This is a genomic window from Silvimonas iriomotensis (assembly GCF_014645535.1).
Classification (GTDB): Bacteria; Pseudomonadota; Gammaproteobacteria; order Burkholderiales; family Chitinibacteraceae; genus Silvimonas; species Silvimonas iriomotensis.
On record NZ_BMLX01000002.1, the window covers coordinates 1 to 20898 of the forward strand.

Sequence of the window (20898 nt, forward strand, 5' to 3'; positions counted from 1 at the left end):
GCTCAACATAGCCACGTCGATCACTCCAGTACTCCCGCTCGTTACCTCGCGGGACAGTGTTCTACGTGGGTCAGTTTTCGGTGCAAATTACTGCATCAAGTGGGTCAGGTTTGGGTGCAAATCAACAAGCAGGCGCTAACATACATTTCCTCATTTTAACTTCCAACAAACGTCAGTTAATTGTTGGATTTACACCACATCTGTCAGAATTGGCAGTGGCCGGTTCCAAACCAAATCCTGTATTGCGCTACCAGAAACACTTTTTTTTGCAGATTGCAGGGAAAACTTGCCGCGCCGATTCATGTTCAGTTGGAATCAAGACGCTTCGGAAAATTCTGCCCGCCATAACCACCACATCGCCCGTCTTAGATGGGAAGAGATCACAAATTTAATGGTCGAGTTACGTTCATATGATCATCTCCCATTCATCGTCATCCGCCACTTGGGGAGGTGTTTTAGCCTTGCCCAGCCAGATCTGGCGCAGAAGGTCGACAACATATCGGGGAGTAAGGCCTCTAGCGGCAAGGCCCCTATCGCTGGGAAAGCATATGGCGTCAGGGTGTTGATCCACTGCTGCCCGTGCTTGAAGTTTTCCCAGCCCGGCCGCAGTTCTGCATGGAGGGTATGGGGGGTGGTCTCGAGGGTTGGTACGATGGAGGCGGCCGCCCGGGTTCTTCTGGCTTCCATCTGGTCGATGACGGCGGCCGGTTGCCTGGGCATGTCTCGGCCTTGTCGCGGGCATTGGCAGCGTTCACTGCCGGGTAAACGGCCAGCCCGATATCACGGCGCTTGCCTGCGACCGGAGATACATATCGCAGCATCCACTTGTCACGCCTTTTCGTTCCGCTCGGCAACAGCGGGAGTCCGGTAACGCCGTTGTGCTACATCGGCCCGGTATCAGGGCTGATCGTCCTTGCTCTGGTGTCTTTCAATTCTGACATTGTCGCTCTAAGCCCCCACATTCAGCCCCCCAAAAAAAAACGATTCCGGTGGAATGCCGTGGGACAGTGCAGAGCAAATTCAGCGATATAAGCCCGAAATTATTGGATAATTCATAAACATACAGGATCCAATGCAAGAATCCTGATGGCGGGATCATCCGCCAGAACTCATTTCATCGTTGACCATGCGGCGGCATTCTTCCAGTTCACGCGCTTCATCGGCAGATAGCTGGCCTGCATGTTGCTGCTGGATCAGGGCCGCCATGCGGCGCAGGGCGGTGTCGTGGGCAGAAAGGCGGTAGACCGCGCCATCGATGCTGTTGCCGCCAAATACGGTGGCAAGGCGCGACACCATATGAGTCAGCGATCCGCCCTCGGCCAGCAGTTCCACCGCCAGGTCACTGCGTGCCCACAATGGCGGCAGCCCGGCCTGGCGCAGCGCGGCTTGCAGCGGCGCCAGTTGCTGAAAGGCATTGCGATCGGCTGACAGGTCTTCTTCCATGCGGTACTCCTGAAGCGGGCGGTGGGGCCGCCCTGGTTTACCCTTGCGGCAAACGGCGTCCTGCTTCAGTACAGCATGCCACGCCGACACTCCCCAAGGACGGGCGGACTGTCGGCGCGTATGTTTCAGGCGGCCAGTAATGCCTCAAAGGCGTCGGCAATCCGGGCGACCTCGGTTTTGCCGACTTGCCAATGTGTGACCAGGCGCATCAGGCCTTGTTCCGGCGGATTGGCTTTGATACCGCGCTCGGTCAGCCCCGCCATCAGCGCATCCACACTGATCGGCGCGGTCAGGCGGAACCACACCATATTGATATCGAGCGCATCGTGATTGATCTCGATCCCGCGGATTTCAGACAGGTGCTGCGCCAGCAAACGCGCGTTGGCGTGGTCTTCAGCAAGGCGCTGCGACATCTCGTCAATGGCAATCAGCCCCGGCGCGGCCAGTACACCCGCCTGACGCAAGCCGCCCCCCATCAATTTGCGCTTCTTGCGGGCCACCTCGATAAAGTCTGCCTCGCCCACCAGCATGGAGCCAACCGGTGCGGCCAGGCCTTTGGACAGACAAAACATCACGCTATCGGCAAAGCGGGCGATCTCACGCGCGGGGACATTTAGCGCTGCTGCCGCATTGAAAATACGCGCGCCATCCAGGTGCACCTTCAGCCCAGCCTCCTGGGCTACATCCCAGGCTGCGGCGCTATCGGCCACCGACACCACCTGGCCGCTGGAATAGGCGTTCTCCAGACACAGCAAACGGGTGCGCGGCAGGTGGATATCACCCTCAGGGCGGATACGGCGGCGGATTTCCTGCGGGCTCAGCACGCCGCGTGGCGCGGGGATCGGCCGCAGGTTCACGCCGGCAATCACCGATGCGGCGCCCACCTCGTGCCAGACAATATGGCTGTCTTCGCCGGCAATCACTTCGTCGCCCTGAGCGCAATGCGTGAACAGCGCCAGCTGGTTGCCAAACGTGCCGGACGGCACGAACAGCGCGGCCTCTTTGCCCAGCACCTCGGCGGCGCGTTTTTCCAGCGCGGCAACCGTAGGGTCGTCGCCGTAGACATCGTCACCGACCACGGCATTGGCCATGGCCTCGCGCATGGCGGGCGTGGGCTGGGTGACGGTATCGCTTCTTACATCAATCCATTGGGTCATGGGTGTGTCCCTGTACGCCCGGGGCTGGCAGACCGGGTATGGCCTGCATCCGCCTGACGCACAAAAGTTCCTTGTTAAAACTGGCCGTTTCGATTTGATGCGAGGCAACGACAGCGCCGCAAAACCGGCCTACCGTTGTCGCACACGCGTTTTACCACGATTGCAGCAAGCCATGCACTCGCCATCTGCCCCTCGTTGACCAGATTCCGTCCGCCCTCTTGTTGCCATTGCGCTAAACGCCTGGCACCGCACATCCCGCGCCAGTTCGCGCCCGGATGCGGCCTGCATCCATAACAAGTCGCACACAGAGGAACAATAACCATGCAGCTCAGAACAAGCATTGTCGCCGTTTCAATGGCCTTATCGGGCCTGGCTTATGCCGCCACACCGGACGCAACCCTCACCAAAGAACTGGCCACGCAATTGCAGGTGCATTACGCGGTAGTGACCAACGGCCTGCCCGCCGCCCAGTGCGGCCCGCTGGGTGCAGACTGGGCCTCGTGCTACAGCGCCAACGTGACGCTGACCAACAGTGGTCCGGCGCTCAATGGCAAGCACTGGGAGATCTATTTCTCCAGCATCCGCCGAATTCTCAAACTTGATACCGACCAGTTCACCGTCACGCACCTGACTGGCGATCTGTACCGCTTGCAGCCAACCGACAAATTCCAGGGCTTTGGCGCGCACGCCAGTCTGACCATTCCCATGACGCTGGAGTACTGGCAGATCAGCGAGTCCGACACCATGCCGCGCTGGTTTGTCAGGGCTGGCGATGCGCCCGCGCAAATCATTGCCAATACCAATACCGAAGACCTGAGCCAGTTTGTCGCGCCGCTGGGCGACAACTGGAAACGCACGACCGATGACGCCAACGTGCTGATGAACGCCACCAATCGTTATGCGCTGTACAGCCAGACGCCAACCCTGCCCGCCCAGGCCAGCGCAGCGCGCATCATTCCGGCGCCACTGACGCAGCAACTGACCGGGGGTGAAGTCACCATCGCCCATGGTTTGCAACTGAAAACCAGCGGGCTGGATAAAACCAGCGTTGCCGCGCTGGAACAACGCATGGCCCAGTTGGGCGTGAAAGGCGGCGGCAAGGCCTTCCCGGTCAGCGTGAAGATCGACCCCGCCGCAGTGCCAGAAGCCGCGCGCAAGGCAGAGGGTTATGCGCTCACCATTACCCCGCAGGGCGCAACGATTAACGGTTATGACAAGGCCGGCGCGTTTTATGGCGTGCAATCGCTGCTCTCGCTGATGCAGGTGTCCAGCACCACCACCGTACCAGCCATGACCGTGGCCGACGCCCCGCGCTTTGACTATCGCGGCTACATGGTGGATATCGCCCGCAATTTCCACAGCAAAGACGCCATCCTGCGGGCGATTGACCAGATGGCGGCCTACAAGCTCAACAAGCTGCATATGCACTTGTCTGATGACGAAGGCTGGCGCCTGCAGATTCCGGGCCTGCCAGAACTGACCGATGTGGGCGCCAAACGTTGTCTTGACCCGTCTGAAACCAGGTGTCTGCTGCCGCAACTGGGCCAAGGCCCCAACACCGATACCAACGGCAGTGGTTATCTGACCCGCCAGGATTTCGTCGATATCCTCAAATATGCGCAGGCCCGCCAGATTGACGTGATCCCTGAATTTGACATGCCAGGGCACTCACGCGCCGCTGTGGTCTCGATGGAAGCGCGCTACAAAAAGCTGATGGCCGAAGGCAAGACCGACGCCGCCAATGAATACCGCCTGGTTGATCCGGCTGATACCAGCTACATCAACACCGTGCAGTACTACAACCGGCTTTCCACGCTGAACCCGTGCCTGCCTTCAACGCTGCGGTTTGCCGACAAGGTGATGGGCGAAGTCGCCGGCATGTATAAACAGGCCGGCGTGCCGCTAACGACCTGGCATTTTGGCGGTGACGAAGCCAAGAACATTTTCCTGGATGCCGGCTATGCCGAACAAGGCGGCAAAGAAACGGACGGCAAGGGGCAGGTTCCTGCTGCGCACCGTGATCGCCCGTGGGCGAAGTCGCCGGTCTGCCAGGCGCTGGTCCAGGCCGGCAAGGTCGAAGGCATGGAGCACCTGCCGGATTACTTTGCCACGCAAGTCAGTGCGCTTTTGCCCAAGTACGGCATTGGCAATTTCCAGGCCTGGCAAGACGGGTTGAAGAATCTGCCCAATGCCAAATCACTTTCTACCCCGACCCGCGTCAATTTCTGGGATACCCTTTACTGGGGTGGCGCAGACTCTGCAGCGAAATGGAGCGCCAAGGGCTACGGCGTAGTGATTTCCAACCCGGATTACGTCTACATTGATTTCCCCAATGAGATCGACCCGAAAGAAAGCGGTTATTACTGGGGCGCACGTTCCAATCCGGTGAAGAAGATCTTTACCTTTGCGCCGGAAAATCTGCCGCAGAATGCCGAAACCTCGGTTGATCGTGATGGCAACGCCTTTGAAATCAAGTCGGGCGAGACCGCACCGCGCATTACCGGTTTGTCGGCCCAGATGTGGAGTGAAGCGATCCGCACTGATGCGAAGATGGAATACATGATCTATCCGCGCATGATCGCCGTCGCTGAGCGCGCCTGGCACAAGGCCGCGTGGGAACTGCCTTATCAGGCCGGCACCACGTTCAAGCACGGTGTCACCCAGCATGTGGACAGCAAGGCGCTGAACCAGGATTACGCGGTGTTTGCCAATGCGCTGGGTGAACGTGAAATCGCCAAACTGGACAAGGCCGGTGTGGCCTACCGCCTGCCCATGGTGGGTGCGCGCGTGGTCGACGGCAAACTCTCCGCCCTGGCCGAGTTCCCGGGCGTACCGGTGCAATACTCGCTGGATAACGGCAAGAGCTGGCAGCGTTACGATGCCGCCCATGCCCCGGCAGTGAGCGATGCGGCGCAAGTGCAGGTGCGCACGGCCAGCCCGGATGGCAAGCGCTTTGGTCGCGCCAGTGGCCTGAACTAAGCAGCAAGGCTGTGTGCAAACAAAAAGCCCGATCATCTGATCGGGCTTTTTTTGTGACGCCAGCGCGCAGGGAAATTACAGCGCGGCGGGGTCGATCTCGCCCACGTTGTTGAAGATGTGGTCCGGCTTGTACGGAAAGGCCTTGATCGACTCTTTGGTACTGACACCCGAAAGCACCAGCGCCGTGGTCATGCCGGCTTCCATGCCGCCGACGATATCGGTATCCATACGATCACCGATCATCACCGCGTCGTCCGGATGCACGCCCAGCTTGCGCGTGGCCAGTGTCATCATCAGGGCGTTGGGCTTGCCCACAATGTACGGCGTCTTGCCGGTGGCCGCGGCAATTGCGGCCAGGATGGTGCCGGCAGCGGGCTCGTTGCCGCCTTCCACCGGGTCGATCATGTCCGGATTGGTACCAATGAACTTGGCGCCGCCATCAATCAGGCGCACGGCTTTTTTCAGTTGCTCGTAGGACAGGCTGGTGGTTTTGCCCACCACCACGTAATCCGGATTGGATTCCGAAATCGAGAACCCGACATTGTAGAGTTCGTTGATCAGACCGCCGCCACCCACCACGTACACGGTGGCATTTTCTTTCTGGCTTTTCAGGAACATGGCCGTAGCCATGGCACTGGTAATGAAGTTGTCTTCGCTAAGGCCCTTGATGCCCAGATGTTCCAGTTTCAGCTTCAGGTCCAGCGGCGTCTGTTCGGCGTTGTTGGTCAAAAACAGGAACGGCACATTGCCCTTGAGCAAGCGCTGCACGAAATCATTGGCGCCCGGGATCAAGGCTTTGCCCCGGTAAATCACGCCGTCCATATCTGAAATGATGCTTTTGGTCATGGCTTTGGTCTTTTTGATGATTCGGACTTCCGGATCATGCGGCCAGCGCCGCGAAAAAAGTTTGATCCGGATCGGCAACGCCATCAGCATGACGCCAAACCGCCTCTTGCCGCAAGTTGCTCGCGGCAAAAGCAGCACGCTGGCATCATGTCGGACATGACCGAAACACAAGCCACTCCCCCTTTCGCCGGGCTCACGCCCGATTGCGTGCTCAACGCGATTGATGCCACCGGTTTGCGTACCGACGGTCGCCTGCTGGCGCTTAACAGCTACGAAAACCGTGTTTACCAGATCGGCATTGAAGATGCCTCGCCCGTCGTGGCCAAGTTCTACCGCCCGGCGCGCTGGCAAGACGCCGCCATTGCCGAAGAACATGCCTTCAGCGCAGAACTGGCCGAGGCAGAAATCCCCGTAGTAGCGCCGCTGACCATCAACGGCAGCACCCTGCATCAATTTGAAGGCTATCGCTTTGCCTTGTTTGCGCGGCGCGGCGGCCGTGCGCCAGAACTGGATAACCTGGATACGCTGGAATGGCTGGGCCGTTTCATGGGCCGCATTCACGCCGTGGGCGCGCGGACACCGTTCCAGTTGCGCCCGGCCATCAATCCGGACACTTTCGGCGTTGCGCCACGCCGCTTTTTGCTGGAAAACGGGTTTATTCCGGCCGACCTGCGTGAAGCGTGGGAAAGCGTCAGCACCCAGGCGCTGGAGGGCGTGCAGCGCTGTTACGAGCGCGCGGGCGATGTCGCCGCCATTCGCCTGCATGGCGACTGTCACGCCGGCAACATCCTGTGGACTGATGACGGCCCGCATTTTGTCGACTTTGACGATTGCCGCAGCGGCCCGGCCGTTCAGGATTTGTGGATGATGCTGTCCGGCGAGCGCGCCGACATGACCGTGCAATTGTCCGCCATCATGGAAGGCTACGAAGCCTTTGCCGATTTCAACGCGCGCGAACTGCATCTTGTAGAAGCCCTGCGCACGCTGCGCCTGCTGCATTACAGCGCCTGGCTGGCCCAGCGCTGGGAAGATCCGGCGTTCCCGGTGGCGTTTCCTTGGTTCAACAGCCAGCGTTACTGGCAAGACCGCGTGCTGGAACTGAGGGAACAAGTGGCGCTGATGGATGAACCGCCCCTGCCGTTGCGCGGATTTTGACGCGTTCTGCTTTATCAAACCGCCCGCCGTGGCATATCAATTTCTTATGGCCCGCCTCACGCCGTCAGCCCCTGGCTGACGGCGGCTAGCTGTCACCCGCCTATACCTTTTGCGTCAGTTGTCGTAGGCAAAACACCTGATCAAGGTCAACCCAATGCGGCAATCAGGGGTTAAATGGCGGGATTGGCCGGGATGAACGGTGTCGCAAGGCGCATACACTCCTTTGGCCCGATAACTAATAAGTCGCGGAATATATGCCAGTTGCTTACAATACTTGGCATAAGCAAGCAATCGAAATCACTGACGCCTTTGGCGAAGGGCAAACCGAGAAGATGGACCGGAACGCAGTACTGGCGCAAACCCGCAAGGAATTCCTCAAGGCCTTTGCCGAGGCCGTTGATGCGCTGACGCCGGTAACAATGCAACGCCTGAACGAACTGGCCGACACGGCCGGTACGGCAGCGGAACGTTTTACCCGGTTTGACGCACGCACCGCCCTGTTCAAGCGCGAGGCCGAAGTACGCCTGCAAATGAACCAGAAAATGGAGGCGCTGCTCAACCGCGCATTCCAGACGGCCTACAGCACCTTCCGCCCCTCCTTTGCCGATGCGTTCACCCAGACCACGCTCAGCCTGATCGATACGTCCACGCAAGATGAAGAAATGCGCATGGACAACATCATGCGGCGTTACCGGAACTCTGCCGAACAGCAACTGCGCGACCTCAATATCCGCATGGCGGTGCTGTTTGGCCAGGAAGACATCAAAGAGCGGGAAAACCCGTTCCGCCCTTACCTGTTTGTGCGCTGTATCAGCCAGAGCGTTGAAACGCTGCACCTGGAAGCTGAAACCGCCGCCGTACTCGGCGACCAGCTGGCCAGTGATCTGACCGAATGGGTCGTCCGCATTTACGAGACCCTCAACGAGAGCCTGGCCGATCAGGGCATCGCCAGTACCTTGCAGCTTAAAATCCGCCGCTCCAAGCCTTCGCCGTGGCAGCAGTCGCAGCAGATGCCTTCACCGGCCCACGCGCCGGAACATGCCGACGCTGGCATGCATGAAGGCAATTATGTAGGCGAAATGCCGTTCAACCCGGCTGGTCTGGGCATGCCACCCGGTATGCCCGGTATGCCGCCGGGAATGCAAGGTATGCCCGGCATGCCGGGGATGCCTGGCTTCCCGCAGGGCATGCAGCCCCCCGCGGCCGATCGCAGCGATCAGCTTTTGCAGTTTGTGCAGCATGCCCTTGGCCTGGGCCCGGAACCGGCCGCCATGCAGGCGCATGCGGCCCAGGGCGGCGGCATGATGCCTGGTGGTGGCATCCCACAAGGCATGGGTGGCATGGGCGCCGGCGCGCCGGGTGGCCAGACGCCGGCCGGCTGGCCAGGTGGCTGGGGATCACCCGCTGCGGCAGGTGGCGAGGCTGGCGGCGGGCAATACCCGGCCGGCTCACCTTGGGGTGGCAATGCCGGGGCTGGCGCAGGTGCGCCCGCACCAGGCCAGCGTCGTAGCTGGTTGAGCGCCACCCAGGGGGTGGGCGAAGCGCTGCGCAACCTGTTTACCGGCAGTGGCCGTGGCAGCCAGGCGGCAGATGGCTACGCCGCAGAAGATCATCTGCAATACCACGACGGTGATACCAGTGCCGGCACAGGCGCTGGCAGCGCGGGCGCCATGGCGGGTTGGGACAGCTTCCAGCACACGCCGTTGTCCGGCATGGTGGAAGAGCTGCAATACGCGGCCACGCCCACTGTAGAACAGATCGTTGATAACGGCCGTGTCCGCAACCTGATCCTGGAAGCCCGTTCGCGCCTTGCCGACGTGGCCAAAGACAGCTCTGAACAGATGATCATCGATACGGTGGCCATGCTGTTCGAGTTCATCCTGAGCGATACCGAAGTCCCGGCCGAAGTACGGGCGCAACTGGGCCGCCTGCAGTTCCTGGTGCTCAAAACCGCGCTGCTTGATCCGGAGTTCTTCACCCAGTCGCACCACCCGGCCCGCATGCTGGTCAACCGTATCGGTTCAATCTCGCTGGGCTTGCGCTCGCTGGACCCGAGCGGCGAACGCATCAGCGTTGAGATCCGCCAGATCATCGAGACCTTGCTGGCCGACAAAACAGAAGGTCTGGCGCTGTTTGGCGCCATGCTCGACGAGTTTGATGCCTTTATCGCCCGTGAGCTGCGTAATGCCAGCAGCGCGGTCGGCAAGGCGGTCGAAGCCATTGAAAGCGCCGAAAACCACACGGTGGAATACGCGCGCATTACCGGCATGCTGGGCGATGCGCTTGGCAACTACCGGCTGGATGGCTTCTTGCAGGAATTCCTGGTCAATGACTGGACCCACGCCATTGAGCGCGTCAGTCGCATTGATCCGGAGCGCGCTGCGGGTTACCGCCAACTGGTCCCCGACCTGATCTGGAGCATCGCGCCCAAGGTCACCCCGGGTGAGCGCAAAGAGCTGCTGGGCATGATTCCGGGCATTCTGGCCACCTTGCGTTCGGGCCTGGAAGAAACCGGGCTATCCAAGGCTGAGCAACAGAAGGTCCTGGCCTGGCTGGCCGAATCGCACCGTCTGGCACTGTCGGCCAACCACGTGCCGGCACCGGTGCCACCGGTTGAAATGGTGCGCGAGAACTTTACCTCGTTCATGACCGCAGAACCGGCGGAAGAATCTGCCACGGCGCAAACGCCGGTGTTCAATCGCCATATGGTGACTGAAGCCATCAACGAGCTGGATGTGGAGCTGGACCTGATCGACCACATGCTGGAGGCCGAAGAACAACCGCTGCCCCCGACCCCGGCCGAAACCGTCACTACGGCCACTGCCGAAGAGATTGCCCAGGACAAGGCGGTGGAAGAAGGCTTGCAAGGCGGCGTGACGGTAGAAGTCAATCTGGACGGCCACCCTTCACGTGCGCGCCTGGACTGGGTGAGCACCACGGCCACCACGCTGGTGCTGACGATCGAAGGTAACGACAAGCCTTCCGTGGTCAGCGTCAAGATGTTCAAGCGCCTGCTGGCCGCCGGCCGCGCCCGCTTCCTGGAAACCACGCCGCTGTTTGAACGCGCCATCAACGCGCTGCTGACTTCGGCCGACAAGCTTGATTCCGCCCCCAGCAACAGCCCGTTCGGGGGCAAGGCCGCCGCCTGATCCTGTCTGGACTGACCACAAAAAAGCCGGCGTCATGCCGGCTTTTTTGTATTTACCACTTTACGCCCGTCGGCCCGCGTTCAGCACCGCAATCGCCAGTGCCCCGGCCACAAGGCCCCAGAAAGCCGAACCGATACCAAACAACGAGGTACCGCTGGCGGTGACCAGAAAGGTGATCAACGCTGGCTCACGCAGGTGGTCTTCTTTCATGGCGGTGGCCAGACTGCCGGCAATGGTGCCGAACAGGGCAATGCCGGCAATCGCCATGACCAGTTCCTTGGGGAACGCGGCAAACAAGGCGCCGATGGTGGCCCCGAACAAACCTGCCAGCAGATAGAACACGCCGACAAACACCGCCGCCAGATAGCGCTGGGCCGGGTCTTCATGCGCATCCTTGCCCATACACAAGGCGGCAGAAATTGCCGCAAGGTTCACCGCAAAACACCCGAACGGCGCCAGCAGCAAGGTGGTCAGCCCGGTACCGGCAATCAGCGGCGATACCGGCGTGTCGTAACCGTTGGCCCGCATCACCGCCACACCGGGCACGTTTTGCGAAGCCATGGTCACCACAAACAGCGGAATGCCGACCCCGACCAGCACCTGCCAGGAAAACTGCGGCGTGATCCACACCGGCCGCGCCACTTGCAAGTGCACGCCATCCAGATGCAACTGGCCCTGTACTGCGGCAATCCCCGCCCCCAGCACCAGCACCAGCAATACCGCGTAACGCGGCCAGAAGCGCTTGAGCACCAGCCAGCCAACAAACATGGCCAGCACCAGAGCAAAGTCTGTTTTCATGGCCACAAACACGTTCATGCCAAAGTGCACCAGCACGCCACCCATCATGGCTGCGGCGACGGGTAACGGCAGATGGTTCATGACTTTTTCAAACCAGCCCGTCAGCCCGCACAGCAGCATCAGCGCGCCACAAAAGACAAACGCACCCAGCGCATACGGTAGCGGCACCCCGGCCAGCGACGTCACCAGCAAGGCCGCTCCCGGGGTCGACCAGGCGGTGACTACCGGCTTTTTGTAATACAGGCTGAACCCGATACAGGTAATGCCCATGGCAAAACCCAGCGCCGCAATCCAGGACGACAACTCGGCCTGATCCGCCCCGGCGGCCAGCGCAGCCTGAAACACAATCGCCACCGAACTGGTAAACCCGACCAGCACGGTGACAAACCCGGCCGCCAGCGTAGAGAGCGGGAACGGGCGCGGCAAAGACAGCGACATGACAAACCTCTGCGGGGTTGAATATGCGTTTGATATTACGTTGCCATGACGCGGGGGTAACGGTACAGCTTGCGGGTAAAGTGGGCGAACAGACAGCGCGCAGGCCAATTCTGCCGCCAGGCGCGGCCGGCATGGCCGCAGAGTCTGGATGCGGCTTCAGAACACCTTGCGGAACGTGATATTGATCCGCAGGTTTCCCGTCTCCGGGTGGAAACCTTCCGCCACCGGCAGCACGCCGTGATAGGCAAACCGCGACGGGCCGCCCCAGACCACCACGTCACCATGTTCCAGCCGGTAGCGCGCGGGTTTGTCTGAGCGGGACAGACCGCCAAACTGGAATACCGCCGGCACCCCCAGCGATACCGAAACGATCGGCGCGGTGCGGTCGTTTTCGTCGCGGTCTTGATGCAGGGACAAGCGCGCGCCGGGCACGTAACGGTTGATCAGGCAGGCATCGGGGTCAAAATCAGCAAAGCCGGCGGCCTCAGCCGCGCGGCGCGCCAGGTCGGCAAACGATTCAGGCAGATCGGGCCATTGCCGGCCGGTTCCCGGATCGCTGCTGGCGTAACGGTAGCCGCGCGCTTCAGAAGTCCAGCCGATGCGCCCACAGTTGGTCATGGCCACCGACATGGTGTAGCCGCCCGGCGTAACCAGATGCCGGAACGGCGCGACTTGCGCTACACGGGCCACGTCTGCCAGCAAGGTGCTGGCCACGTCACGCGCAAAGCCGCGCAACAACCAGGCCCCGGGCGCCAGTTGTTCGTGTCCTTCTGCCATGCCGCTGAACAAATCACCCATACTCACTGCGAATTCTCCGCTTCCCGTTCCAGCAAGGCCCGCTTGCGCTCCACGCCCCAGCGATACCCTGACAACCCGCCGTCATTGCGCACCACGCGGTGGCACGGGATTGCCACCGCCAGTTTGTTGGCCGCGCAGGCTTGCGCCACCGCCCGTACTGCGCGCGGCTGGCCAATGCGCTCGGCAATCTCGGCATAGCTTACCGTCTGGCCTGGCGGGATGGCACGCAGCGCCTGCCACACGCGTTGCTGGAATGCCGTACCGCGGATATCCAGCGGCAAAGCCAGCCCCGCCGCGGGGTGATCCACAAAGCCGATCACTTGCGCCATCCATTGTTCAAACGCAGCGTCCGCGCCACTCAGGCTGGCATTGGGGAAGCGGTCTTGCAGATCGCGCACCAGCGCGTCCGGATCATCCCCCAGCAAGATGCTGCACACGCCTTGTTCGGTGGCCGCGACCAGGATTGCCCCCAGCGCGCACTGCCCTACCCCAAAACGGATGGCCACACCCGCACCGCCACGCTGGTAGCCCTTGGGCTTCATGCCCAGCATTTCGGCAGATTTCTCATAAAAGCGGCCGCTGGAACCAAACCCGGCCTGGTAGAGCGCGTCGGTGACATGATCAGTGCGCTGCAACTCATCGCGCACGCGGTGAGCGCGGTGGGCCGCGCCGTATTCACGCGGCGTCACCCCGGTGATGTCCTTGAAGACATGATGAAAATAATAGCGGCTTAACCCTGCGGCGGCCGCCAGCTCGGCCAGTGTCGGCAGGCTTTCGGCAGATTCGATCAAGCGGCAGGCCCGCGCGACTGCGGCCGCATGCTGGCTGGCCAGAGACGCCTCGTCCGGTTTGCAGCGTTTGCAGGCACGCAGGCCGGCTGCCTGCGCCGCTGCCTGGCTGCCATAAAAATGCACGTGTTTGCGCAAGGCATGCCGGGACGGGCAAGACGGCCGGCAATAGATCCCCGTCGTGCTCACGCCGTACCAGAACTGACCATCGGCTGCGTGGTCACGCCGCTGGACCGCATCCCAGCGCGCATCATCAGAGGTAAAGACCGCGGCAGGCGCGGCAGCAGGCTTGGCAGACATGGCAAGTTGGGCAGACATGATGGCTCCTGGTTCATTGACGCCCCCATGGTCGATCAATGCCCGCGCAGGCGCACTCCGTGCCTTGCTTTCAAATTCCGGTAAACAGACCTGTCATTATGCGGGGTTTGCTACTGTCGTGGTGCGGGCATATGCTTGGTGCATAGTGCGTTCGTGCTGGTGCATACCGGGCGGGCGCTGATCCGGATTGGGGCAAGATCATGCGTGGTACGAGCGTCGTACGGGTTCTGGCGCTGGCAGCACTCGTCATCATCATCGGACATTATTTCTTCCCGACGCAGTGGCTGCATGTCACCTACAACGGGCAGCCCGTGCCTTTGATCCCGGGCTGGGCCATGCTGGTCGGCAGCGTGTTGCTGGCCCTGCTGCTGGATGGCTTGCTGGTCACCTTGTTGATGACCCTGCTGGCCGGATCATCCATCTTGCTGCTGGGGCTGTTTTTGCTGCCGCTGCTGGCACTTGGCCTGATCATCTGCCTGATGTTGCCGCTGCTGTTGCCCGGCGCGCTGCTGGGTTTGTTTGTGGCAGTGATTGTCATGCGCAACCGGGCGCAGCAACGCCGCGCCTGATCCGCACTACTGCACTTAACCTGCTTTGGTCGCCGGCGTGGCATTCACGCCGCCCGCCATGCGCATGAAACTGACGCCCGCCGCGCAAATGGCAAACACAGCGGCGATCAGCAAGCTGCTACGCGTGCCATTCTGGCCAAACAAACCAAACATCAGCGCCACCAGCGACGCCCCGACCGTTTGCCCGACCAGCCGCGCCGTACCCAGCATGCCGCTGGCGCCGCCGCTGCGGTGCGCCGGCGCAGATGACAAAATGGCAAAGTTGTTGGGCGACTGGAAGAAACCAAAGCCCACCCCGCACAAGGCCATACGCCAGATGATATCCAGATGCGTCGGATTGGCCGGCAACAAGCCCAGCAACAACAGGCCGGCCGAGAACAGCGCCAGTCCGATCCCGCCCAGCATGCCCGGCGAGTATTTCTTCTCGACCAGACGGCCGGCCAATGGTGCGGTCACCATAATGGCCAGCGGCCACGGCGTCAGCAACAGGCCGGTTTGCGTGGCAGAAAAATTGAGCGTCTCTTGCAGATAAAACGGCAATGACACCATGGCCAGCATTTGCGCGCTGAATGAACAGATCGAGGTACAGATCGACAGCGCAAACACCGGAATGCGCAGCAAATCGACAGGCAGCATCGGCGCGGCCAGCGTTAACTGGCGCCGCACAAACACGTATCCGACCGCCAGCGACACCAGCAGCATGGCCAGCACCAGCGGCTTGTTGGCGTTATGGCCCAGACCATCAATGCTGAAAATCAGCAGGCCGAAAGTCGCCGCATTCAGCAAGGCGCTTTTCAGATCAAACCCGTGCGTGCCCTGGTGTGCGTTGCCCGGCAAGGCTTTCATGGCGATCACGAATGCCAGCACGCCCAGCGGCAGATTGATGGCAAACAGCCACTGCCAGCTGGCCACCGACAAAATCCCCGCCGCAATGGTCGGGCCGGCGGCGGACGACAACGCCACCACCAGCGAGTTGATCGCCATGCCGCGCCCCAGTTGTTGTCTGGGGTAAATCAGCCGCACCAGCGCGGTGTTCACGCTCATCAGCGCCGAGGCGCCAAAGCCTTGCAGGATACGGGCGATGGTCAAGGTCATCAGTGAGTCTGACAGCGCACAGAACACCGAGGTCACGGTGAACACGGCAAGGCCGATCTGGTAAATGCGGCGGTAACCGTAGATATCGCCCAGCGAGGCAAACGCCAGCAAAGACACCGTTGTGGCCAGTTGGTAAGCGTTCACCACCCAGATCGAGGCTGCCGGGCTGGCGTGCAGATCATGCGCGATGGCGGGCAAGGCGACGTTGGCAATGGCGCCGTCCAGCACCGCCATGCTGATGGCCAGCGCGATGGTCAGAATGGCCCAGTAGCGCGCGGGCAGCGGCAGGCCGTTGTGTTCGGATGACATGGAGTTTCCAGGGGTGAACTGGCGCGCGGGCACAGGCGCGCCATTTGATTTCATTGGCAATCAAGTCTAGGAAAATCCGGTTTTTATGTCGATAATATCAATCGACTCATTTGATATGATTTCCGACTTAATCACCCATGGAACTACGCCAGCTCCGCTACTTTGTGACCGTCGCCGAAGAACTGCATTTTGGCCGCGCAGCCGAACGCCTTGGCATGACCCAACCGCCGCTGTCGCAACAGATCCAGGCGCTGGAACACAGCATGCACGTGCGTTTGTTCAACCGGACCAACCGCCGCGTAGAGTTGACCGAGGCCGGGCGCACGCTGCTGGAGCATGCCCGGCGCATCCTGCAGCAGGTGGATCACGCGGTTGAACAAACGGTGCGCGCGCACCGCGGCGAATCGGGCGAATTGCGCATGGGGCTGACCGCCTCGGCGCCCTACACGGCGATTTTCGGGCGGGCCATTCATACTTTCCGTACCCGCCACCCGGCCGTGCAACTGACCCTGCGGGAAATGCCCACGCCGGAGCAGATCAAGGCCTTGCTGGAGCGCTGGCTGGATCTGGCGGTGATCCGGCCCATTGCCCTGCCCGACTCCCTGGACATGATCGAACTGATGCATGAACCGCTGGTGGTGGCCATGCACACCAGCCACCCGGCGGCACGCAGCAAGCCGGGCGAGCCGGTGTCGCTGGCGCAATTTGCCGATGACGACTTTGTCATGCTGCCGCGCGGCATGGGGATCACCATGGCAGACCAGGTCTGGAACCTGTGCCGCGACGCCGGGTTTACGCCGCGTGTGGCCCAGGAAGTGCGTGAGACATCGACCCAGGTGGCGCTGATTGCCGCCGGCTTTGGCGTGGCCATCCTGTCTGCCCTGCAGCAGCGCATCCAGGTTGAAACCGTCACCTATCGCACCATTGCCGACCCTGCCGCGCAAACGGCGGTGTGGCTGGCCTGGCGCCGCGAAAGCCCGCCGCCACTGGTGCGCGCCATGCTGGATATCGCCCGGGCCGAGGTCCGCAAAGCCGGGGGCTGAGCGATTATCCAGGCCATTCTGGCGAAAACGCTGTATATCCCGCGCAACTCACGGGATAATTGCAAATCAAACCCGCTGTTATTCAAAGGATTGCAATGGCCATTCAATTCAAGACACCCGAACAGATCGAATCCATGCGCGTGGCTGGCCGCCTTGCCGCTGAAGTGCTGGAAATGATCAGCGAGTACGTACAGCCGGGTGTCTCGACAGAAGAACTGGACCGCCGCTGCTTTGATTACATCACCAAAGTACAGAAGACCATTCCGGCCAATGTCGGATATCACGGTTTTCCCAAGACCTTGTGCACCTCGGTCAACGGTGTGGTCTGCCACGGTATTCCCAGCCCCAAGGAAATCCTCAAGGATGGCGATATCGTCAACATTGATGTCACCGTGATCAAGGACGGCTGGCATGGCGATACCAGCCGCATGTTCTACGCCGGTACGCCTTCCGAAGCCGCGCAGCGCCTGGTGGACACGACGTTTGAAGCCATGATGGCGGGCATTGAAGTGGTCCGCCCCGGCGCGACGCTGGGCGATGTCGGCCACGCGATCCAGACCCTGGCAGAAAGCCGCGGTTACTCTGTGGTGCGCGAATACTGCGGCCACGGCATTGGCCGCGTGTATCACGAAGAACCGCAAGTGCTGCATTACGGCCGCCCCGGCACCGGCCTGCGCCTGAAAAAAGGCATGACCTTTACGGTCGAGCCGATGATCAATGCCGGTGAAGCCGGCGTGCGCTCGCTGGCGGACGGCTGGACCGTCGTCACACGCGACGGCTCGCTCTCGGCCCAGTGGGAACACATGATTGCCGTGACGGATGACGGATTTGAAATCCTCACGCCGTGGCCGGAAAACTTTGTGCGCTAAAGCCATCCACACAGCGCCCGCATGATCGGGCGTTGTTTTTTAGAACTGATTGATTGCAAGGACTGCCTGTGACCAGGAAGACCCCCTTCTCTGCTCTGCCGTTGTCGGCCGCGCAACTGGCCAACCTGGCCAGCCTTGAATACCACGAAATGACGGACATCCAGGCCAGAAGCCTGCCGCTCATTCTGGAGCGCAAGGACGTCATCGCCCAGGCCAAGACCGGCAGCGGCAAAACCGCTGCGTTCGGCCTGGGTTTGCTGCATAACCTGAACCCGACACTGTTTGCCATCCAGGCGCTGGTGATCTGCCCCACGCGTGAACTGGCCGACCAGGTCGCCAAGTCGCTGCGGCAACTGGCACGGCACATGGACAACATCAAGATCCTGACCTTGTGCGGCGGCACGCCCATGGGCCCGCAGATCGGTTCGCTGGAGCACGGCGCGCATATCATCGTCGGCACGCCGGGCCGCCTGCACGATCACCTTGCGCGTGGCACGCTGGACCTGCGCCGCGTCAGCATGCTGGTGCTTGATGAAGCCGACCGCATGATCGACATGGGTTTTTACGAGGAAGTGGTGAACATTGTCCGCCAGTGCCCCAAGCATCGGCAGACCATGCTGTTCTCTGCGACGTACACCGAAGATATCCGCAAGCAAAGCGCCGGTTTCCTGCGCCAGCCGGTCGAGATCAAGGTGGAGTCTTTCCATGACGCCAGCCGCATCGAACAGCGGTTTTACGATGTCGAGCACACGGCCCGCAACGATGCCGCAGCGCAGATCATTGAGCACTTCCGCCCGGTGTCCACGCTGGCCTTTTGCAACACCAAGATCCACTGTCGTGAGCTGACCCAGGCGCTGCGCGCCCGCGGGCTGTCCGCTGCGGCGTTGTACGGCGATATGGAACAGCGTGACCGTGATGAAATCCTGGTGCGCTTTGCCAACCGCAGTTGCTCTGTGCTGGTCGCCACCGACGTCGCTGCGCGCGGTCTGGATATTGCCTCGCTGGACATGGTGCTGAATGTGGATGTCTCTCGCGATGCAGAAGTGCACGTTCACCGTATCGGCCGGACTGGTCGCGGTAAAGAACGTGGTCTGGCAGTGACGCTGGCGGCGGCAGAAGAGAAAAAATGGGTGCGCCTGATCGAGGAATACCAGCAAGGCGTCAAAGCCGTGTGGCATCACCTGAACGAAGCCACGCCGGCCGACGGCAGAACCTTGCAACCGCCCATGTCGACGCTGGAAATCGCCTCTGGCCGCAAAGACAAACTGCGCCCGGGTGATGTGCTGGGCGCGCTGACGGGCGAAGCCGGCTTCAAGGGCGAGCAGATCGGCAAGATCAACGTGTTCGACTTCTCTACCTACGTCGCGGTGGAACGCAATATCGCGTTTGAGGCGCTCAAGCGGCTGGGCAACACCAATATCAAGGGCAAACGCTACAAGGTGCGCTTGATTGAGGAGTAAACACGGCGCGGCCTGCGCCGCGCTTTAACCCGCCAGCAGGCCGGGCAATTCATCCATGTGGTGAAACGCCCTTGCCCCTGCGGGCACCGTATCGACCAGCCCGTGCGGCTGGTAAAACAGTGCCTGCATTCCCGCTGCCACCGCCCCGGTCACTCCGGTGGGGCTGTCTTCCACCACCACGCAGCGTGCAGGCGCGGCGCCATAGTGCGCGGCCACGTGCAGGAACAAACCGGGATCAGGTTTCCAGATACCCACGTCATACGCGCTGAACAGACGCTCGCCAAACCAGGGCGCCAGCCCCGTGACGGCCAGCGCATGGCGCATTTTGGCCAGCGGACCGTTAGAGACCAGACAGAACGGCAGTTGTAACTGGCGGATCATGGCCAGTACGCCGGGCATGGGCTGCAGTTCTTCATCAAAGAGCTGCGCGACGCGGGCGCGATAGCGGGTTTCAAAGTCGGCAGGCAACGGCTGGCCGGTACGGCGGGCAAGGTCTGCGGCAATGGGCGCAAACTTCACGCCCCGGTAGCGCGCCACCATGCCTTCCAGCGTTTCATCCAGTTGCGGCAGCAATTCCAGGAAGGCCTGGTTACACAAGCGCTCGCTGTCGACCAGCGTGCCATCCAGATCAAAACAGACCAGTTCTACCGCAGACATCCCGTACGACCCCAAGCGTGAAACAGTCGCTCAGCATACCGGGCAGCGCGGTGGGTGACTAGGCAACAGGTTGCGCTGCAGCAACGACAATTTCCTCGCCAAACAAGGTATGGATTTCCGGCTGGACCAGCGCCAGCATGCTGAAGGCAGTGCCGGTTTCCATAAAGCGATCTGCCGCCGCACGACAACTGGATTCGTCTTCCCACACCAGACGATCAAAGAAATAGCCGTCGCCTTCATACAGTTCATAGGCGACAAACCCAGCCTGGACGCGCAACCAGGCCAGCATGTCCTGTGTCAGGGCCAGAAAAACATCATGTGCATTGGGATCTTTAAGGCGAGATTGAACCAGCTGGACAAACATGAATGCTCCGACAAAGTTTATTTCACATTGAATTACAGCTTACATATTAAACAAGAAATAAAAAATGTGCTGGTCATTATGTAACAATACGCACCGCGCCAGCCGCAGCGTTAACCGCATTGCACAATGACATTAGCATGAACTGGTTGCCCGTAGATGTGATGCAAATCCCAATATCAACACAACAAAAAAAGCACGCTGGCTGCGTGCTTTTTTTGTTGGGGCAGCCGTGGCTTACTGGGCAGCCGAGGCGCGCGGCGCGCGTGCGCTGGTCGGTGTCGCCAGATCCCATTTGCCATCGCTGCCTTTGCAGTACGACGGGTTCATTGAATCGTTCTGTACCTTGTTGGAGAACTTGAGACTGACCTGGCGGCAGCTCAAGCCATTGCGTTCAAACTCCCGCGTGGGCGTGATTTTGACGCTGGTCACGTTAGAGGTTTGCGTGTCGGCATTGCTCCACGTTTCACTCTGGCCAATCTTGCTGTTCTCCAGCGCGTCTTCAATGCTTTTGTCCAGACTGGCAATTTCGTCAGGCTTGAGGCGGCTGAGCGGTGTATTGCTCATGAAACCAAGGCCAGCCGCGTGGACCTGGCCCAGCAAGACGGCACAGATCAATGCGGCGGTGATGGTGTAACGGGTTTGCATCCTTTTCTTCCTTTGTGT

At 60.9% G+C, this 20898-nt stretch carries 19 protein-coding genes; 7 read left to right on the plus strand and 12 right to left on the minus strand.

Features of this window, described 5'->3' with window-relative positions:
* Positions 1–414: 414 nt before the first annotated feature.
* From IEX57_RS21385 to ltaE, 4 genes are all read right to left on the minus strand, one after another.
* Positions 415–654, minus strand: coding sequence for a phage integrase central domain-containing protein (locus IEX57_RS21385; RefSeq protein WP_373285180.1), 240 nt, complete (start codon positions 652–654; stop codon positions 415–417).
* Positions 555–854 (minus strand): Arm DNA-binding domain-containing protein, encoded by a 300-nt coding sequence (locus tag IEX57_RS21390; RefSeq protein WP_373285160.1) that lies wholly within the window; start codon positions 852–854, stop codon positions 555–557. The genes IEX57_RS21385 and IEX57_RS21390 overlap by 100 nt, the downstream gene beginning before the upstream one ends.
* A gap of 241 nt (positions 855–1095) precedes the next feature.
* A complete protein-coding gene (locus tag IEX57_RS06590; RefSeq protein ID WP_188703504.1) occupies positions 1096–1443 on the minus strand; it encodes a hypothetical protein in 348 nt (115 codons plus the stop codon).
* Positions 1444–1568: 125 nt separating this feature from the next.
* Complete coding sequence (gene ltaE, locus IEX57_RS06595) at positions 1569–2600, minus strand: low-specificity L-threonine aldolase (RefSeq protein WP_188703505.1); 1032 nt, start codon at positions 2598–2600, stop codon at positions 1569–1571.
* A 321-nt stretch (positions 2601–2921) separates the two neighbouring features.
* Between ltaE and IEX57_RS06600 the strand changes: the two genes are divergently transcribed.
* Positions 2922–5579 (plus strand): family 20 glycosylhydrolase, encoded by a 2658-nt coding sequence (locus IEX57_RS06600; protein ID WP_188703506.1) that lies wholly within the window; start codon positions 2922–2924, stop codon positions 5577–5579.
* A 75-nt stretch (positions 5580–5654) separates the two neighbouring features.
* On the opposite strand, the gene IEX57_RS06605 is transcribed toward IEX57_RS06600, so the two are convergent.
* A complete protein-coding gene (locus IEX57_RS06605) occupies positions 5655–6425 on the minus strand; it encodes an HAD-IIA family hydrolase (RefSeq protein WP_188703507.1) in 771 nt (256 codons plus the stop codon).
* Between the two features lie 156 nt (positions 6426–6581).
* On the opposite strand from IEX57_RS06605, the gene IEX57_RS06610 reads away from it, so the two are divergent.
* Both IEX57_RS06610 and IEX57_RS06615 read left to right on the plus strand, forming a co-directional pair.
* Complete coding sequence (locus IEX57_RS06610) at positions 6582–7580, plus strand: serine/threonine protein kinase (protein WP_229708869.1); 999 nt, start codon at positions 6582–6584, stop codon at positions 7578–7580.
* A 332-nt stretch (positions 7581–7912) separates the two neighbouring features.
* Positions 7913–10729: a DUF1631 family protein gene (locus IEX57_RS06615; protein WP_188703509.1), complete on the plus strand. Its 2817-nt coding sequence runs from the start codon at positions 7913–7915 to the stop codon at positions 10727–10729.
* A 60-nt stretch (positions 10730–10789) separates the two neighbouring features.
* Here IEX57_RS06615 and IEX57_RS06620 read toward each other — a convergent pair whose 3' ends face one another.
* From IEX57_RS06620 to ada, 3 genes are all read right to left on the minus strand, one after another.
* Complete coding sequence (locus tag IEX57_RS06620) at positions 10790–11965, minus strand: benzoate/H(+) symporter BenE family transporter (protein ID WP_188703510.1); 1176 nt, start codon at positions 11963–11965, stop codon at positions 10790–10792.
* 156 nt (positions 11966–12121) lie between these two features.
* Positions 12122–12763 (minus strand): DNA oxidative demethylase AlkB, encoded by a 642-nt coding sequence (gene alkB, locus IEX57_RS06625; protein WP_188704456.1) that lies wholly within the window; start codon positions 12761–12763, stop codon positions 12122–12124.
* Between the two features lie 2 nt (positions 12764–12765).
* A complete protein-coding gene (ada, locus tag IEX57_RS06630; protein ID WP_229708871.1) occupies positions 12766–13869 on the minus strand; it encodes a bifunctional DNA-binding transcriptional regulator/O6-methylguanine-DNA methyltransferase Ada in 1104 nt (367 codons plus the stop codon).
* Positions 13870–14069: 200 nt separating this feature from the next.
* Between ada and IEX57_RS06635 the strand changes: the two genes are divergently transcribed.
* Positions 14070–14438 carry a hypothetical protein gene (locus tag IEX57_RS06635; protein WP_188703511.1) on the plus strand — a complete coding sequence of 123 codons (369 nt, stop codon included), beginning with the start codon at positions 14070–14072 and terminating at the stop codon, positions 14436–14438.
* 15 nt (positions 14439–14453) lie between these two features.
* On the opposite strand, the gene IEX57_RS06640 is transcribed toward IEX57_RS06635, so the two are convergent.
* Positions 14454–15842 carry an MFS transporter gene (locus IEX57_RS06640; protein WP_188703512.1) on the minus strand — a complete coding sequence of 463 codons (1389 nt, stop codon included), beginning with the start codon at positions 15840–15842 and terminating at the stop codon, positions 14454–14456.
* 137 nt (positions 15843–15979) lie between these two features.
* Between IEX57_RS06640 and IEX57_RS06645 the strand changes: the two genes are divergently transcribed.
* The 3 genes from IEX57_RS06645 (at position 15980) to dbpA (ending at position 19214) form a co-directional block, all read left to right on the plus strand.
* On the plus strand, positions 15980–16885 hold the full coding sequence (locus IEX57_RS06645; RefSeq protein ID WP_188703513.1) for a LysR family transcriptional regulator: 906 nt from the start codon (positions 15980–15982) through the stop codon (positions 16883–16885).
* Between the two features lie 95 nt (positions 16886–16980).
* Positions 16981–17754, plus strand: coding sequence for a type I methionyl aminopeptidase (gene map / locus IEX57_RS06650; protein ID WP_188703514.1), 774 nt, complete (start codon positions 16981–16983; stop codon positions 17752–17754).
* A 68-nt stretch (positions 17755–17822) separates the two neighbouring features.
* Entirely contained in the window at positions 17823–19214 is a 1392-nt protein-coding gene (dbpA, locus tag IEX57_RS06655; RefSeq protein ID WP_188703515.1) for an ATP-dependent RNA helicase DbpA, read from the plus strand.
* A gap of 24 nt (positions 19215–19238) precedes the next feature.
* Here dbpA and IEX57_RS06660 read toward each other — a convergent pair whose 3' ends face one another.
* The 3 genes from IEX57_RS06660 to IEX57_RS06670 form a co-directional block, all read right to left on the minus strand.
* Complete coding sequence (locus IEX57_RS06660) at positions 19239–19871, minus strand: HAD-IA family hydrolase (RefSeq protein WP_188703516.1); 633 nt, start codon at positions 19869–19871, stop codon at positions 19239–19241.
* Positions 19872–19929: 58 nt separating this feature from the next.
* The gene (locus tag IEX57_RS06665) at positions 19930–20235 is read right to left on the minus strand and encodes a hypothetical protein (protein WP_188703517.1); all 306 of its coding nucleotides are present in this window, start codon (positions 20233–20235) and stop codon (positions 19930–19932) included.
* 234 nt (positions 20236–20469) lie between these two features.
* Positions 20470–20880 (minus strand): hypothetical protein, encoded by a 411-nt coding sequence (locus IEX57_RS06670; protein WP_188703518.1) that lies wholly within the window; start codon positions 20878–20880, stop codon positions 20470–20472.
* Positions 20881–20898 lie beyond the last annotated feature (18 nt).

Bases quoted from the DNA above. Each gene is read 5' to 3' on its own strand.
- IEX57_RS06635 (WP_188703511.1), top strand. From the start codon at position 14,070: ATGCGTGGTACGAGCGTCGTACGGGTTCTGGCGCTGGCAGCACTCGTC.
- IEX57_RS06590 (WP_188703504.1), bottom strand. From the start codon at position 1,443: ATGGAAGAAGACCTGTCAGCCGATCGCAATGCCTTTCAGCAACTGGCG.
- ltaE (WP_188703505.1), bottom strand. From the start codon at position 2,600: ATGACCCAATGGATTGATGTAAGAAGCGATACCGTCACCCAGCCCACG.
- IEX57_RS06620 (WP_188703510.1), bottom strand. From the start codon at position 11,965: ATGTCGCTGTCTTTGCCGCGCCCGTTCCCGCTCTCTACGCTGGCGGCC.
- IEX57_RS06665 (WP_188703517.1), bottom strand. From the start codon at position 20,235: ATGTTTGTCCAGCTGGTTCAATCTCGCCTTAAAGATCCCAATGCACAT.
- map (WP_188703514.1), top strand. From the start codon at position 16,981: ATGGCCATTCAATTCAAGACACCCGAACAGATCGAATCCATGCGCGTG.
- ada (WP_229708871.1), bottom strand. From the start codon at position 13,869: ATGTCTGCCCAACTTGCCATGTCTGCCAAGCCTGCTGCCGCGCCTGCC.
- IEX57_RS06670 (WP_188703518.1), bottom strand. From the start codon at position 20,880: ATGCAAACCCGTTACACCATCACCGCCGCATTGATCTGTGCCGTCTTG.
- alkB (WP_188704456.1), bottom strand. From the start codon at position 12,763: ATGGGTGATTTGTTCAGCGGCATGGCAGAAGGACACGAACAACTGGCG.
- IEX57_RS06610 (WP_229708869.1), top strand. From the start codon at position 6,582: ATGACCGAAACACAAGCCACTCCCCCTTTCGCCGGGCTCACGCCCGAT.
- IEX57_RS06640 (WP_188703512.1), bottom strand. From the start codon at position 15,842: ATGTCATCCGAACACAACGGCCTGCCGCTGCCCGCGCGCTACTGGGCC.
- IEX57_RS06645 (WP_188703513.1), top strand. From the start codon at position 15,980: ATGGAACTACGCCAGCTCCGCTACTTTGTGACCGTCGCCGAAGAACTG.
- IEX57_RS06660 (WP_188703516.1), bottom strand. From the start codon at position 19,871: ATGTCTGCGGTAGAACTGGTCTGTTTTGATCTGGATGGCACGCTGGTC.
- IEX57_RS06600 (WP_188703506.1), top strand. From the start codon at position 2,922: ATGCAGCTCAGAACAAGCATTGTCGCCGTTTCAATGGCCTTATCGGGC.
- IEX57_RS06605 (WP_188703507.1), bottom strand. From the start codon at position 6,425: ATGACCAAAAGCATCATTTCAGATATGGACGGCGTGATTTACCGGGGC.
- IEX57_RS06615 (WP_188703509.1), top strand. From the start codon at position 7,913: ATGGACCGGAACGCAGTACTGGCGCAAACCCGCAAGGAATTCCTCAAG.